The 13,823-nt window shown below is 66.8% G+C and carries 12 protein-coding genes; 9 read left to right on the top strand and 3 right to left on the bottom strand.

Annotated features, from left to right (window positions below):
* Positions 1 to 484: 484 nt before the first annotated feature.
* On the bottom strand, positions 485 to 1,624 hold the full coding sequence (locus M2282_RS14545) for a class I SAM-dependent methyltransferase (protein ID WP_280809480.1): 1,140 nt from the start codon (positions 1,622 to 1,624) through the stop codon (positions 485 to 487).
* Here M2282_RS14545 and M2282_RS14540 point away from each other — a divergent pair.
* From M2282_RS14540 to M2282_RS14515, 6 genes are all read left to right on the top strand, one after another.
* Positions 1,623 to 2,399, top strand: a complete 777-nt coding sequence (locus M2282_RS14540; protein WP_280809479.1) for an SDR family oxidoreductase — start codon at positions 1,623 to 1,625, stop codon at positions 2,397 to 2,399. The two genes, M2282_RS14545 and M2282_RS14540, sit on opposite strands and share 2 nt — an antisense overlap.
* Positions 2,400 to 2,407: 8 nt before the next feature.
* Positions 2,408 to 2,785: a dihydroneopterin aldolase gene (locus M2282_RS14535; RefSeq protein WP_206177330.1), complete on the top strand. Its 378-nt coding sequence runs from the start codon at positions 2,408 to 2,410 to the stop codon at positions 2,783 to 2,785.
* 52 nt (positions 2,786 to 2,837) lie between these two features.
* A complete protein-coding gene (ttcA, locus tag M2282_RS14530) occupies positions 2,838 to 3,779 on the top strand; it encodes a tRNA 2-thiocytidine(32) synthetase TtcA (RefSeq protein WP_280809478.1) in 942 nt (313 codons plus the stop codon).
* Positions 3,780 to 3,825: 46 nt separating this feature from the next.
* Complete coding sequence (locus tag M2282_RS14525; protein WP_280809477.1) at positions 3,826 to 4,455, top strand: DUF4136 domain-containing protein; 630 nt, start codon at positions 3,826 to 3,828, stop codon at positions 4,453 to 4,455.
* A gap of 21 nt (positions 4,456 to 4,476) precedes the next feature.
* Positions 4,477 to 5,121: a histidine phosphatase family protein gene (locus M2282_RS14520; protein WP_280809476.1), complete on the top strand. Its 645-nt coding sequence runs from the start codon at positions 4,477 to 4,479 to the stop codon at positions 5,119 to 5,121.
* Between the two features lie 121 nt (positions 5,122 to 5,242).
* Positions 5,243 to 5,881 carry a Crp/Fnr family transcriptional regulator gene (locus M2282_RS14515; RefSeq protein WP_280809475.1) on the top strand — a complete coding sequence of 213 codons (639 nt, stop codon included), beginning with the start codon at positions 5,243 to 5,245 and terminating at the stop codon, positions 5,879 to 5,881.
* 23 nt (positions 5,882 to 5,904) lie between these two features.
* Here the strand turns inward: M2282_RS14515 and M2282_RS14510 are convergent, their stop codons facing one another.
* Complete coding sequence (locus M2282_RS14510; protein ID WP_280809474.1) at positions 5,905 to 9,072, bottom strand: efflux RND transporter permease subunit; 3,168 nt, start codon at positions 9,070 to 9,072, stop codon at positions 5,905 to 5,907.
* Positions 9,069 to 10,217 carry an efflux RND transporter periplasmic adaptor subunit gene (locus M2282_RS14505; protein ID WP_348541738.1) on the bottom strand — a complete coding sequence of 383 codons (1,149 nt, stop codon included), beginning with the start codon at positions 10,215 to 10,217 and terminating at the stop codon, positions 9,069 to 9,071. The genes M2282_RS14510 and M2282_RS14505 overlap by 4 nt, the downstream gene beginning before the upstream one ends.
* Before the next feature lie 254 nt (positions 10,218 to 10,471).
* Between M2282_RS14505 and M2282_RS14500 the strand changes: the two genes are divergently transcribed.
* The 3 genes from M2282_RS14500 (at position 10,472) to M2282_RS14490 (ending at position 13,803) form a co-directional block, all read left to right on the top strand.
* On the top strand, positions 10,472 to 10,927 hold the full coding sequence (locus tag M2282_RS14500) for a hypothetical protein (RefSeq protein ID WP_280809472.1): 456 nt from the start codon (positions 10,472 to 10,474) through the stop codon (positions 10,925 to 10,927).
* Between the two features lie 84 nt (positions 10,928 to 11,011).
* A complete protein-coding gene (gene miaB, locus M2282_RS14495) occupies positions 11,012 to 12,376 on the top strand; it encodes a tRNA (N6-isopentenyl adenosine(37)-C2)-methylthiotransferase MiaB (RefSeq protein ID WP_280809471.1) in 1,365 nt (454 codons plus the stop codon).
* Positions 12,376 to 13,803, top strand: a complete 1,428-nt coding sequence (locus M2282_RS14490; RefSeq protein WP_280809470.1) for a sensor histidine kinase — start codon at positions 12,376 to 12,378, stop codon at positions 13,801 to 13,803. The genes miaB and M2282_RS14490 overlap by 1 nt, the downstream gene beginning before the upstream one ends.
* Positions 13,804 to 13,823 lie beyond the last annotated feature (20 nt).

Raw genomic sequence — 13,823 nt, 5'->3', positions numbered from 1 at the left:
AAACGCTCCGCTCCTCGGCGCATACAGAAGGGCGTTGGGGCACGCCATCGCTGCGCTCGGCAAGTTCACGGGCCTTTGCTTCGCTCGGCTTGGATTGGCTCCCTCTCCCCTTGGGGAGAGGGCTGGGGTGAGGGTCAGCGGCGTAGCTATCGAGCGCTCTGCCTGCCCCCATCCCAGCCTTCCCCCAGAGGGGGAAGGAGCAAGTCCGGCGCCAAGCGAAGCAAAGGCCCGTGTGGTCTCCACCCCTCTGGCTGCGCCGAGGAGCGCAGCGTTTCGCGGATCAGGGCTCGCCGCTGTCTGAGCGCAGCGAGTTCGGCGAGACCCCGCGAAACGCGAGCACCGCAGGTTGCCCCGTAGCAACGCGAAGGGGTCGCAGACAGTGGGGTCGCCTTTCTTTTGCCTACTTTTCTTTGGCGAAGCAAAGAAAAGTAGGTCGCCCGCCGGGGCGAGTCCCGGCCTCGGAAAGCGAACGAAGCAGCAGGATTCAGAGCGTATGGCTGCGATCACCTTCAGCAAACCCTATCGCATCCCAAGCCGAGCCAACCGCAAACCCGATCACCTTGAACAGCTCCCCCATCTCATGCTCATGAATCAGCCGGGCCGCCATCGCCCGCTCAGCCACAGAGCCTTTTTCCATCAATGACACCAACCCGCAATTCAGCAGAAACCGCGCCTGGCTGGTGTAGCCCAGCACCTCAAGCCCCGCGTCCTGCCCAGCCAGCGCGATCCCGGTGAAATCGACATGCGCCGTGATGTCCTTGTAGCCCACGTCGGCCAGCGGATCGCCATCGGCCTGGTGCGCGCGATGGCACATCACCGTGCCCATGTGCCGCTGCGGGTGGTAGTACTCGCCCTCGGGAAATCCGTAGTCGATGAGGAAGGCCGCGCCCCTCTCCAGCCGATCCGCCAGCGTGGCAACGAAGGCCCGCGCCTGCGGATGGATCTCGGTGAGGTAGTCATGCTCGCCCGGCACATCGACCGGCGGCCGCAACTCGGTCGCGCGGTCCGCCCAGGTCCAGCCGTCGTTGCCGGCGTTGCGCACCACGCCGCGCTCGAACCACTGGCCTTTCACGCGAGCGAGCAACTGCACGGGCATCGCATCGAGCACCTCGTTGCCGACCACCACGCCCTGCATCTTTTCGGGCAATTCGTTCAGCCACTCGACCCGGTCCGCATACCGGACCAGCGCCTGCTGCTGCCGCTCGCGCAGGGTGCCGGAGAGATCGACGATGCGGTAGCGCACATCGCTGCGCCCCATTTCGTCGAGCGCGTGCAGCAACTGCACCGCGAGCGCGCCGGAGCCGGCGCCGAACTCCCATACCGTGTCGGTGCCGGTCTTCTCCAGCGCCTCGGCCACCTGCGCCGCGAGCGTCTGGCCGAACATCGGGGTGAGTTCGGGCGCGGTCACGAAGTCGCTGCCCGAAGAGGGCATGTGGCCGAACTTGGCTGAGGTGTTGGCGTAATAGCCCAGGCCGGGGGCATACAGGGCGAGCGCCATGAAGCGGTCGAAGCCGATCCAGCCGCCGGCGCGTTCGACGGCGCGGGCGATCAGGTGGTCGAGGGCGGTGGGTAAACTGTTCGGGGTCTTTGTCGTCACCCTGCCATTCTCCCTCCGTCCTCGCATGAGCACCGCCTCCCCTGACTCCACCCGCCGCACCGTCCTGGTCACGGGCGCAGGCCGACGCCTGGGCCGCGAGATCGCGCTGGCGCTCGCCGCGGGCGGCTGGCAGGTGGCGGTGCACTACCGCAACTCGCGCGCCGATGCCGAAAAGACAGTGGCCGATTGCGCCGCGCTCTCGGGTGATTCCGCGCTGTTCGAGGCCGATCTCGAAGACGAGCAAGTCACGCGCGCTCTGCTGCCGCGTGTGGCGGCGCGCTTTCGCAGCGTCGATGCGGTGGTGCACAGCGCCGCGCTCTTCGAGCATGACGATGCCGCCAGCTTCAGCTATGCGCTCATGGAACGCCATGCACGCAGCAACACGGGTGCGGCCATCCTGCTGGCGCAGGCGCTGCACGACCACCTCGCTCGGCGCGATGCACAGGGCGCCGTCGTGCACCTGCTCGACCAGAAGCTCTGGAATCCGAACCCCGATTTCCTGAGCTACACGCTCTCCAAGGCCGCGCTGGAAGCCGCCACGCCGATGCTCGCGCTGGCCCTTGCGCCGCGGGTGCGCGTGGTGGGTGTCGCGCCGGGCCTCACCTTGCCCAGCCACATGCTGGACGACGACAAGTTCGCGCAGTTGCACAAGCTGTCGCCGCTGGGCCGCTCGTCCACGCCGGCCGACGTTGTCGCCACCGTGAAATTCGCGCTGGAGAACGGCTCGATCACCGGCACCACGCTGCTGGTGGACGGCGGCCAGCACCTGATGAAATTCGAGCGCGATTTCTCGCTCATGTGAGCACCACCATGTCTTCCTCCCACACCCATGGCCGCCAGACCCTCACCCTGCTGGGCCTGCGCTTCAACGCCAACCTCGGCATCCTCGACCACGAGAAGGTGGCGCCGCAGCCGATCCAGGTCGATGCCGAACTCAGCATGGGCCAGCAGCCGCTGCTGCCGCAGGACGACGACATCTTCCACGTGCTCGACTACGGGAAGGTGCGACTGATCATCATCGACGAGTGCACCGCCGAACACGTCAACCTGCTGGAGAGCCTGATCGGCAAGGTGGTGCACCGCCTGCTGCAACTGCCTGGCGTGCTGGGCGTGCGGGTGAAGATCGCCAAGCTCGAAATCTTCGACGACTGCGAAGTGGCGATCCGCATGGAAGCCGGGGAATGGTGATCCAAGGCAAAATCGGGGTCCTTTCCCCCGATTTGCCTGAAGTAGCCCACCAATGAATGCCGTCTGGATCGACGAGGCGCCTGCCGACGCCACGACCGTCGCCTCGCCCACGAACTCGCTGAAGATAGAACGCGAGACGCACAAGCTCGAGAAGCGCCTGTGCCGCGAGGTCGGCCGCGCGATCGTCGACTACAACATGATCGAAGAGGGCGACAAGGTCATGGTGTGCGTCTCGGGCGGGAAGGACAGCTACGCGATGCTGGACATCCTGCTCAAGCTGAAGGCACGCGCGCCCATTCACTTCGACATCGTCGCGGTCAACCTCGACCAGAAACAGCCCGGCTTTCCCGAAGAGGTGCTGCCCAAGTACCTGAGCGAGCTCGGCGTGGCCTTCCACATCGAGAACCAGGACACCTACAGCATCGTCAAGCGCGTGATTCCCGAGGGCAAGACGACCTGCGGCCTCTGCAGCCGCCTGCGCCGCGGCATCCTGTACCGCGTGGCGGACGAACTGGGCGCCACCAAGGTCGCGCTGGGCCACCACCGCGACGACATGCTGCAGACCTTCTTCCTCAACATGTTCTTCGCCGGCAAGTTGAAGAGCATGCCGCCCAAGCTGGTGAGCGACGACGGCAAGCACATCGTGATCCGCCCGCTCGCCTATGTGGCCGAGAAAGACCTGGTGCGCTGGGCACAGCACCGCGAGTTCCCGATCATTCCGTGCACCCTCTGCGGCAGCCAGGAAAACCTGCAGCGCAAGCAAGTCGGCGAGATGCTGCGCGAGTGGGACAAAAAGCATCCCGGCCGCGTGGAGAACATGTTCACCGCGCTGCAGAACGTGGTGCCTTCGCACCTGCTGGACGGAACGCGGCACGACTTCAAGGGTCTGAAGGCGACGGGCGTGGCCGACGACGATGGCGACAAGGCCTTCGACACGCCCTCCTTCGATTTGCTCTCCCAGGCACCCGCCGCCCTTCGCATCGTCCAGGGCTGATCAGGCACCCAGGGGAATTTTGGGCATCGCTGCCCGGAGACCCTTTATGAAACGCGCGTTCCCCGCTCTTCTTTTAGTAGCAGCAGTAGCCGCCCTCAGCGGCTGCGCCACCTCCTGGGTGGTCGACAGCGATGTGAAGAGTTTTTCATCGATCGGCACCGTGCCGCCCGGCGCCACCTACCGCTTCGACCGCCTGCCCTCGCAGCAGGCCGACACCGCCCGGCAGGACGCACTCGAGGCAATGGCCGCCGCCGCGCTCGACAAAGTAGGCCTGCGCCGCGACGACGCCAAGCCGGAATACAGCGCGCAGATCGGCGCCCGCGTGACCGCCGGGCTCTCCCCCTGGGCCGACCCGTGGCTTTTCGACGGCCCCTGGGGCCATGGCTACGGCGGCGGATACGGCTATGGCCGCCGCTTCTACGGTGGCGGCTGGTACGGCGGCCCGGCCTACTTTCCACCGGCGGCCAACCCCTGGTACGAACGCGAAGTGAGCATCGTGCTGCGCGAGGCAGGCTCGAACCGCGTGGTCTACGAGACCCGGGCCCGCAACGACGGCCCCTACAACGCGAGCGCGGCGATCCTTGCGGTGATGTTCCAGGCTGCGCTGCAGGGCTTCCCGAATCCGCCGCAGGGCGAGCGGCGGGTGAACATCGACCTGGCCCCGGCCCGAAAGTAGTGCACTTCTAGAATCGGCCGGATGCAAGAAGCCACCCGACTGATCGCCGTTCGCCACGGCGAGACCGCCTGGAACCTCGACACCCGCATCCAGGGCCACATCGACATCGGGCTCAACGCCACCGGCCTCTGGCAGGCGCAGCGGGCGGGCCAGGCACTGGCCGACGAAGACATTGGTGCGATCTACGCGAGCGACCTCTCGCGCGCCTGGCAGACCGCCGAGGCCATCGCCAAACCGCACGGCCTGACCGTGCAATCCGAGCCGCGCTTGCGCGAGCGGGCCTTCGGTCATTTCGAGGGCATGAGCTTTGCCGAGATCGAGGCCAGGCTGCCGGAGCAGGCCAGGCGCTGGCGCTGGCGCGATCCCGAGTTCGAACCCGAAGGCGGCGAAAGCCTGCTGACCTTCCGCGACCGCGTGACGGGTGTGGCCGCGGAACTGGCGGCGCGCCACCCGGGCGAGCTCGTGGTGCTGGTCGCGCACGGCGGCGTGATGGATGTGCTCTACCGCGCGGCCACCCGCCAGGCGCTGCAGGCGCCGCGCACCTGGCAACTGGGCAATGCCGCCATCAACCGCATGCTGTGGACGTCCGGCGGGTTCAGCCTGGTGGGCTGGAGCGACACCGCGCACCTGGCTGCCGGTAACGCGCTCGACGAGACGACCTCCTAGTGCGCTGTCCCGCAAAGGGCTGCGCCCGGTGACCTTGCCAAGCACAGGAATGAAAAGAATAAATTCCGAACCCTCGGCCTATGCCAGCTGGGACGCCTCCCTGGCCCTCTCGACCCCATGGATGGCAGCCACCGACCTGGGCAGCGTGGTCAAGTTGGCAACCGGGGACGTGCTGGCCCGCCAAGGGGAGCGGCACAGCTATTTCTATCTGCTTCGATCCGGATTTGTTCACTCGACCATCCAGCGAAGCAATGGCGCCGAATTTCTGCTCGAGATATTCGGGCCGGGTGCCATCTTTGGCGAAGGCCCGGCATTTGCCGACCGGCCCCGCCCGACCACCACGCGAGTGGCGGAGCCTGCGATCCTCAGCCGCTATCTGCCGGCGGATATCACCCGGAAATTCGCCACCATGCCCGAGCTTGCGGCCTCGCTCATTCAACTCCTCGGCTTCAAGAATCAGATGATTGTTGAAAAGCTTGCGGGCGTTGCGTCAGCGGCCCCCAGAGAGCGGGTGGTCGATCTGCTGCTGCGTATGGCGCGATTGCAATCGAGCGGCGATTTTTCGGCGACACAGGAACCGGGGAATTTCCAGGTCGATCTCACGCACGAGAAAATTGCCGCCATGACCGCATTGAGCCGGGTCACGGTGACGAGAACGCTGAACCAGCTGTCGAGGGACGGGGTCATCGAGACACGGCCCAGGCAGGTCATCATTCATGACGCTTCTGCGTTGCGTCGTTTGCAGTACAAAAACAGCTGACTCTCCGACGGCTGCCTTGCAGTTCAGGCATGCGCCGCCGTGTCTCCGGCCACGCCCGTGTCAGCCTTCTTCGCCTCGCCCGGCAGTTCCACCATCGGCCCGGTGCCGCTGTAGCGGTCGAGCGCCAGGTAGATCGCGGGTGTGATGTAGAGCGTGATCACCTGCGAGAAGATCAGCCCGCCCACCACCGCCACGCCCAGCGGCTGGCGCAGTTCGGCGCCGGCGCCCAGGCCCAATGCGAGCGGCAGCGCGCCCATCAACGCGGCCAGCGTGGTCATGAGGATGGGGCGGAAGCGCAGCCGGCAGGCTTCGCGGATCGCATCGACCGGCTTCATGCCTTCGGTGCGCTGCGCATCGAGGGCGAAGTCAATCATCATGATCGCGTTCTTCTTCACGATGCCGATCAAGAGCAGGATGCCGATGGTCGCGATCAGCGTGAGGTCGAAGCCGAAGATCTTGAGCGACAGCAGCGCGCCCACCGCCGCCGAGGGCAGCCCCGCCAGAATGGTCAGCGGATGGATGTAGCTCTCGTACAGCACGCCCAGCAGCACGTAGATGACCAGCACCGCCAGCACCAGCAGCACCGCCTGGCTCGACTGCGAGCTCTGGAACACCGCCGCATCGCCGCCGTAGGTGGTGATGATCGACTGCGGCATGTTCAGCTCGCTCTTGAACTGGTCGATCTTCGCGGTCGCGTTGCCCAGCGGCACGTCGGGCGCGAGGTTGAACGACACCGTCACCGCCTGCAACTGCCCCTGGTGGTTGACCGAGGTCGGTCCCACGGTGCGCTTGATGCTCGAGAAGGCCGACAGCGGCACCAGCTTGCCCGAGGTGCTGCGCACCGACAGGCGCGAGACGTCGTCTTCGAACTGCCGGTCGCTGTCGGCGGCCGAGAGGATCACCTGGTAGGTGTTGCTCGCGGCGTAGATGCTGCCGATCTGCCGGTCGCCGTACGCGTTGTAGAGCGCGGTGCGCAGGTCGCCGACCGCCACGCCGAGCACGCCGGCCTTGTCGCGGTCGATCTCCAGCGTGGCCTGCAGGCCACGGTTCTGCGAATCGCTGGTGACGTCGCGGAAGGCCGCGTCGGCACGCATGCGCTCCATGAGCTTCGTGGACCAGGGCACCATCTCGCCGGCGTTCACGCTCTGCAGCGTGTACTGGAAGCGCGCCTTGCTCTGGCGCCCGCCCAGGCGCAGGTTCTGCACCGGCTGCATGTAGACGGCAATGCCCGGGATCTCGCGGAAGCGCTGGCGCAATGATTCGAGCACCTTGGCCATCTGCGGGCGCTCGCTGCGCGGCTTGAGCACGGCGAACAGGCGCCCCGAGTTCTGCGTGGCGGTCGGGCCGCCCACGCCGACGAAGGAGCTCACGTAATCGACGCTGGGGTCGTCCTTGAGCGTCGCGGCCACACGGTCCTGCAGCACTTTCATGGCGGTGAAGGAAATGTCTTCGGCCGCCTCGGTCGTGATCTGGATCTGGCCGATGTCTTCCTCGGGGAAGAAACCCTTCGGAATGGTGATGAAGAGCCAGGCCGTGACGACGAAGGTCAGGCCCGCGGCCGTGAGCATCACCCACCGGTGCGCGAGCGTCCAGTCGAGCGTGCGCATGTAGTTGCTGTGCACCCAGCGGTAGCCGCGTTCGAAGGCACGGCCGATGGCGGTGCCCGGCTCGGGGTGCTCTTCCTCGTGGTCGAGCGCGCCTTCCTTGCGCGGCACCTGCTTGAGCAGCCGGCTCGCCAGCATCGGCACCAGCGTGAGCGACACGATGGCCGACACCAGCACCGCCAGCGCCACCACCACCGCGAACTCGTGGAACAGGAGGCCGATGACGCCCGGCATGAAGAAGATCGGGATGAACACCGCCACCAGCGAGATCGAGATCGACACGATGGTGAAGCCCACCTCGCGCGCGCCGCGCAGTGCCGCGGCGAAGGGCTCCATGCCCTTCTCGACGTAGCGCATGATGTTCTCGAGCACCACGATCGCGTCGTCCACCACCAGCCCCACGGCCAGCGTGATGCCCAGCAGCGAGACGTTGTCCAGGCTGTAGCCGAAGGCGTAGAGCAGCGCGACCGCGCCGATCAGCGAGATCGGAATGGTCGCCGCCGGAATCAGCGTGGCCACCAGCCGGTGCAGGAAGAGAAAGATCACCAGTACCACCAGCGCGATGGTGCCCAGCAGCGTGAGCTGCACGTCGTGCACCGCCTCGCGGATGGAGAGCGAGCGGTCGTTCACCATCTGGATCTCGACCGACTGTGGCAGCTCCGCCTTGAAGCGCGGGATGAGCGCGCGCACCGCGTCCACCACCTGCACGGTGTTGGCATTGGGCTGGCGCTGCACCGCGAGCGAGATGGAGTCCTGGCCGTTGAAGCTGCTGGCGGTCTTCACCGATTCGAAGCTGTCCTCGATGGTCGCCACTTCGTCCAGCCGCACCGGCGCGCCATTGCGCTGGCCGACGATGAGCTTGGCGAAATCGGCCGCCTTCACGAGCTGGCGGTTGGCCTGGATGGTGAGCGTCTGGCGCGGGCCGTCGAGCGTGCCGACGGGCGTGTTGGCGTTGGCCGAATTCACCGCCTTGGCGAGTTCGTCGAGCGTGATGTTGCGCGCGTTGAGCAGGTCGGCATTGGCCTTGATGCGCACCGCAAAGGCCTTGCGGCCGTACACGCCCACCTGCGCCACGCCGTCGATGGTCGAGAGCGTGGGCGAGATCAGGTTCTCGGCATAGTCGTTGAGCTCGGCCGGGTTCATCGACGGCGAGATCAGCGCGATGAACAGCACCGGCGCATCGGCCGGGTTCACCTTGCGGTACGAGGGGAGCTGCGTCAGCTCCTGCGGCAGCTGGCGCTGGGCGCGCAGGAGCGCGGCCTGCACGTCGACGGCGGCGGCGTCGATGTCGCGGCTGCTCACGAACTCGAGCGTGAGCGAGGTCACGCCCTGCGTGTTGACCGAGCTGATGGTCTGCAGGCCCGGAATGGTGGAGAACTGCTTTTCGAGCGGCAGCGCGACCGAACTCGCCATGGTGTCCGGACTCGCGCCCGGCAGCTGCGCGTTGACGTTGATGACCGGCGTGTTGTAGCTGGGCAGCGCCGCCACCGGAATGCTGAAGTACGCAAAGATGCCGATGACCACCACCGCGGCAGACAGCAGCACCGTCATCGCGGGACGACGGATGCAGAGCTCCGAAATGTTCATGCGCGTTCCCGTACGGGCTTGATGTCCGACGAGGCGGCGCTGCCGGGCGTGACGCCCGTGGTGCCGTTGGGCGCGGTGCCGGGTGCGGCGGGCGCCTTGGCATCGACGCGGACCTTGCCGCCCGGGCGCACGTTCTGGCTGCCCTCGATCACCACCTGCTCGCCCGGCTCGATGCCGCTCACCGCCACCTTGGTGCCGAAGGTGTGCAGCGTCTTCACCTTGCGGCGAGTGGCGGTCTTGGCCGCATCGACCACATAGAGCGAGGTGCCGTCGGACAGCATCATCAGCGCCGCAGCCGGCACCACCGTGGCGCCGTTGAGCGTGCGCACCGTGATGCGCGTGCCGACGAACTGGCCCGGCCAGAGGCCCTGGTCGGCATTGGCGAACACGGCCTTGGCGCGCACGGTGCCGATCTGCGGATCGACCGTGTTGTCGACGAAATCGAGCGTGCCGATGAGCGGCGTCTTGCGCCCGGTGACGAGGGCTTCGACCGGCGCCCGGTTGCGCGCGGCTTCCAGCAGGTCCTGCAGGTTGCCTTCGGGCACCGGGAAGCTGACCGCGATCGGGTCGAGCTGCGTGACGGTGACCAGCGACAGCGTCGGCTGCACCAGCGTGCCCGGATAGATGTTGACGGCGCCGATGCGGCCCGCAATGGGCGCGCGCAGCGTGGCATAGCCCAGCGCCACCTGCGCCGACTGCACCGCGGCACGGTCGGCCGCCACGGCGGCGCGCTGCGCCTCGAGCTGCGAGAGCGTGGCGTCGGCCGCGCTCTTGGAAATGAAGTTCTGTGCCAGCAGGTCCTGGCTGCGCCGGTACTGGCGGTCGAGGTCGGCGAGGGTGGCCTCGTCCTTCTGCTGCTGGGCGCGGGCCCGGGCGAGGTTGGCCTGGTCGTTGCGGTCGTCCAGCGAGAAGAGCAGCTGGCCCGCCTTGACGAACTGGCCTTCCTTCACATGCACGGCGCTGACGGTATTGGTGACCTGCGGACGCAGGTCGACGCTGTTGAGGGACACCACGCTGCCGTTGACCTGCACCGTGACCGGCACGTCCTGCTTTTCGGCGGTGGCGAGGGTCACGAGGGCGGGTGCGCCGGCGCCGGCGGTCGCCGCCGTCTTTGCATTCTTTGCCCCGGCCTTGTCACCGGACATGCTCCACCACCCGCCGGCGACGGCTACGATCAACACACCCGCAAGGGCGATGGCGGCATTTTTCTTCATGGGTTCTTGTGCACTTTGGGCTAACACCGGCTATTGGATCAGTGGCCGGCGCACGGTGTTGATGGGGCCCGTAAAGAAATGTAAAGCAGGTCAACCGAAAAGCCCGCGCTCAACCTGCTGTGGCCGGCACGAAGGGTTCCACCCCCTCGTTAAAATCGCCGCTCCACAGCCTCTGGATATACCCCATGAACCGCTGCAAGAAAACCACGAATGCCCTCACTTTCATCGCGCTTTGCGCCCTTGCCGCAACCGCCGGACTTTTCACGCTGCAGGCCAGCGCACAGGACGAAGTTCCCCGTCCGCAAACCCAGAACGAATCGCTGAACGGCGGCCGCAATTTCCCCATCGGCACGCTGCGCGGCAAGTTCATGGTGACCAATGCGCCCGACGTCGAACTCGACGGCCATGCCGACCGGCTGGGCGCCGGCGCCCGCATCCGCAGCCCGCAGAACATGCTGGTCATGCCGGGCGCGATCATTGGCCAGAAGTACCTGGTGAACTACACACGCGATGCCGCCGGCCTGCTGCGCGAAATCTGGATCCTCACGCCCGAGGAAGCCGTGGCCAGCCGCGAGTCGCTGAGCAAGCCGCTGCTGAACATCTGGCCGTTCACTTCGAACGACACCCTCAATACGCAGTAATCGCTGCAAGCAAGAAAGAAAGGCGGCGCAGGCCTTCCGCGCCCGCCGCGCCCTCCCCCTTCGGAGGGCATCAGAGAGCACCCCATGAAAAAAGTATTCATCAAGACCTTCGGCTGCCAGATGAACGAGTACGACTCGGACAAGATGGCCGACGTGCTGAACGCCGCGCAGGGCTACGAGCCGACGCAGAACGTGGACGAGGCCGACCTCATCCTGTTCAACACCTGCTCGGTGCGCGAGAAGGCCCAGGAGAAGGTGTTCTCCGACCTCGGCCGCGTGAAGCACCTGAAGGCCAAGGGCGTGAAGATCGGCGTGGGCGGCTGCGTGGCCAGCCAGGAGGGCGCGGCCATCATCGCGCGCGCCCCGTACGTCGACATCGTGTTCGGCCCGCAGACGCTGCACCGCCTGCCCGAGATGCTGAACGACCGCGAGCGCCTGGACCGCCCGCAGGTGGACATCAGCTTCCCCGAAATCGAGAAGTTCGACCACCTGCCGCCCGCGCGCGTGGAAGGCGCGACCGCCTTCGTGTCGATCATGGAAGGCTGCTCCAAGTACTGCAGCTACTGCGTGGTGCCCTACACCCGCGGCGAAGAAGTGAACCGCCCGCTGGACGACGTGCTGGTGGAGATCGCCGGCCTGGCCGACCAGGGCGTGCGCGAGATCACGCTGCTCGGCCAGAACGTGAACGCCTACCGCGGCAAGATGGGTGACACCTCTGAAATCGCCGACTTCGCGCTGCTCATCGAATACGTCGCCGAGATCCCCGGCATCGAGCGCATCCGCTACACCACCAGCCATCCGAACGAGTTCACGCCGCGGCTGATCGAGGCCTATGCCAAGGTGCCGCAACTGGTGAGCCATCTGCACCTGCCGGTGCAGCACGGCAGCGACCGCATCCTGATGGCGATGAAGCGCGGCTACACCGCCATGGAATACAAGAGCACGGTGCGCAAGCTGCGCGCCATCCGTCCCGATCTCGCGCTCTCCAGCGACTTCATCGTCGGCTTCCCCGGCGAGACCGACGAAGACTTCGCCAAGATGATGAAGCTCATCGACGACTGCCAGTTCGACAACAGCTTCAGCTTCATCTTCAGCCCGCGTCCCGGCACGCCGGCCGCGACGCTGCAGGACGAAACGCCGTACGAGGTCAAGCTCGCGCGCCTGCAGACGCTGCAGCGCGTGATCGACGGCAATGTGCGCCGCTTCGGCGATGCGCTGGTGGGCAGCACTCAGCGCGTGCTGGTCGAGGGCGCGTCGCGCAAGGACGCCAACGAACTGATGGGCCGCACCGCCTGCAACCGCGTCGTCAACTTCGAAGGCGATGCACGCCTGGTCGGCCAGATGACCGACCTGCGCATCACGCGCTCGCTGGCCTACACACTGCGCGGCGAGGTGGTGACGCGCGAGTCGTCGCCGGCACTGCAGCCTGCCGTGGCGCTCACCCACTGATGGCGAAGCGACCTTCGATCCGGGGCTCATTCCAGCAGCTCCTGCTCTTTGCCTTTCTGCTGATCACCGCGCTCCTGGTGGGCGTGGCATTGCGCTCGGTGTTCCAGTACGACGCGCTCATGACCCAGAGCCGCGACGCCGCGGCGCGCGCATTGCGCCTTTCGGGCGCAGCGCAATCGCTGGCCGAACGCAGCGCGGCCATGGAACGCGCGGGCCGCCAGTCGCTGGTGCTCAACGACGCGGTGCTGCGCCGCCGCTTCGACGAGGCCGCGCGCGAATCGCACCAGGTGCTCGAGCGGCTCGAGAAGAACGGCCTGCTGCCCGCGAGCATCGAGCCGTGGCGCGTGCAGCTGGGCGTGATCGAGGGTCTGATGAGCGGCAGCGCCGACAGCGGCCTCGCCCGCGAAAGCACGATGGCGATGCAGTTCCGCGAGCTCGACACGCTCAACACGAACCTCGCGCAGCAGGCCCAGTTCCTCATCGAAATGCAGAACGACGCGCTCGCCAAGCGCATCGAGAACGCGCGCCGCCGGCTGATGCGCGAAGTGGTGGCCGCCAGCGTGCTGGCCGTGGTGCTGGCGCTGGCCTTCGGCATCTGGCTCGCGCGCCCCTTTAAACGCATGGAGCACGCCATCGTCGGCCTCGGCCAGAACCGGCTCGACGAACCCATCGACATCCGCGGCCCGGCCGACGTGCGGCGCGTGTCGCAGCAGCTCGAATGGCTGCGGCTGCGCCTCACCGAACTGGACGCCGACAAGGCGCGGTTCCTGCGGCACGTGTCGCACGAGCTCAAGACGCCGCTGGCCGCACTGCGGGAAGGCGTTTCGCTGCTCGAGGACGGCGTGGCGGGTCCGATGAACCCGGCGCAGCTCGAAGTCGCGCAGATCCTGAACCAGAACACCGTGTCGCTGCAGGGCCAGATCGAGGCGCTGCTGCGCTTCAATGCCGCTGCCTTCGAGGCGCGCGAACTGCGCCGCGAGCGCACCGAACTGCTGCCACTCATCGAGGAGCAGATCGAAGCCCAGCGGCTGCAATGGCAGGCCCACGGGCTGCGGGTGCGCGCCCAGGGCGAGTCGCTCGTGCTCACCGTCGACCGCACCAAGCTCGGCACGGCGATCGCCAATCTGCTGTCCAATGCCATCCGCTTTTCGATTCCCGGCGGCGTCATCACGCTCGTGGTGTCCGGCACGCCGGAGGCCGTCTACATCGACGTGAACGACGCCGGGCCGGGCATTGCCGAGGGCGATCGCGACCGGATCTTCGAGCCCTTCTACCGCGGCGAACGCCAACCCGAGCACACGGTCAAAGGCACCGGGATCGGACTTTCCATCGTGCAGGAGTACATTGCAGCCCACGGGGGCCGCATCACGCTGCAGCCTGACGGCCCAGGTGCGCGTTTCCGCATCGAGTTGCCGCGCACCGCCTGACCCGCCTCCGGCACGCCCCA

Origin of the sequence: Variovorax boronicumulans (assembly GCF_029892485.1) — a bacterium.
In the GTDB taxonomy this organism is placed as follows: Bacteria; Pseudomonadota; Gammaproteobacteria; order Burkholderiales; family Burkholderiaceae_C; genus Variovorax; species Variovorax boronicumulans_B.
Note: the sequence above shows the minus strand (reverse complement) of the source record. Positions and strands in the feature narration are given on the sequence as shown.

Excerpts from the sequence above, each read along its gene's own strand:
- M2282_RS14520 (WP_280809476.1), top strand. The coding sequence starts at position 4,477 with ATGCAAGAAGCCACCCGACTGATCGCCGTTCGCCACGGCGAGACCGCC.
- M2282_RS14490 (WP_280809470.1), top strand. The coding sequence starts at position 12,376 with ATGGCGAAGCGACCTTCGATCCGGGGCTCATTCCAGCAGCTCCTGCTC.
- miaB (WP_280809471.1), top strand. The coding sequence starts at position 11,012 with ATGAAAAAAGTATTCATCAAGACCTTCGGCTGCCAGATGAACGAGTAC.
- ttcA (WP_280809478.1), top strand. The coding sequence starts at position 2,838 with ATGAATGCCGTCTGGATCGACGAGGCGCCTGCCGACGCCACGACCGTC.
- M2282_RS14525 (WP_280809477.1), top strand. The coding sequence starts at position 3,826 with ATGAAACGCGCGTTCCCCGCTCTTCTTTTAGTAGCAGCAGTAGCCGCC.
- M2282_RS14505 (WP_348541738.1), bottom strand. The coding sequence starts at position 10,217 with ATGTCCGGTGACAAGGCCGGGGCAAAGAATGCAAAGACGGCGGCGACC.
- M2282_RS14500 (WP_280809472.1), top strand. The coding sequence starts at position 10,472 with ATGAACCGCTGCAAGAAAACCACGAATGCCCTCACTTTCATCGCGCTT.
- M2282_RS14510 (WP_280809474.1), bottom strand. The coding sequence starts at position 9,072 with ATGAACATTTCGGAGCTCTGCATCCGTCGTCCCGCGATGACGGTGCTG.
- M2282_RS14515 (WP_280809475.1), top strand. The coding sequence starts at position 5,243 with ATGGCAGCCACCGACCTGGGCAGCGTGGTCAAGTTGGCAACCGGGGAC.
- M2282_RS14540 (WP_280809479.1), top strand. The coding sequence starts at position 1,623 with ATGAGCACCGCCTCCCCTGACTCCACCCGCCGCACCGTCCTGGTCACG.
- M2282_RS14545 (WP_280809480.1), bottom strand. The coding sequence starts at position 1,624 with ATGCGAGGACGGAGGGAGAATGGCAGGGTGACGACAAAGACCCCGAAC.
- M2282_RS14535 (WP_206177330.1), top strand. The coding sequence starts at position 2,408 with ATGTCTTCCTCCCACACCCATGGCCGCCAGACCCTCACCCTGCTGGGC.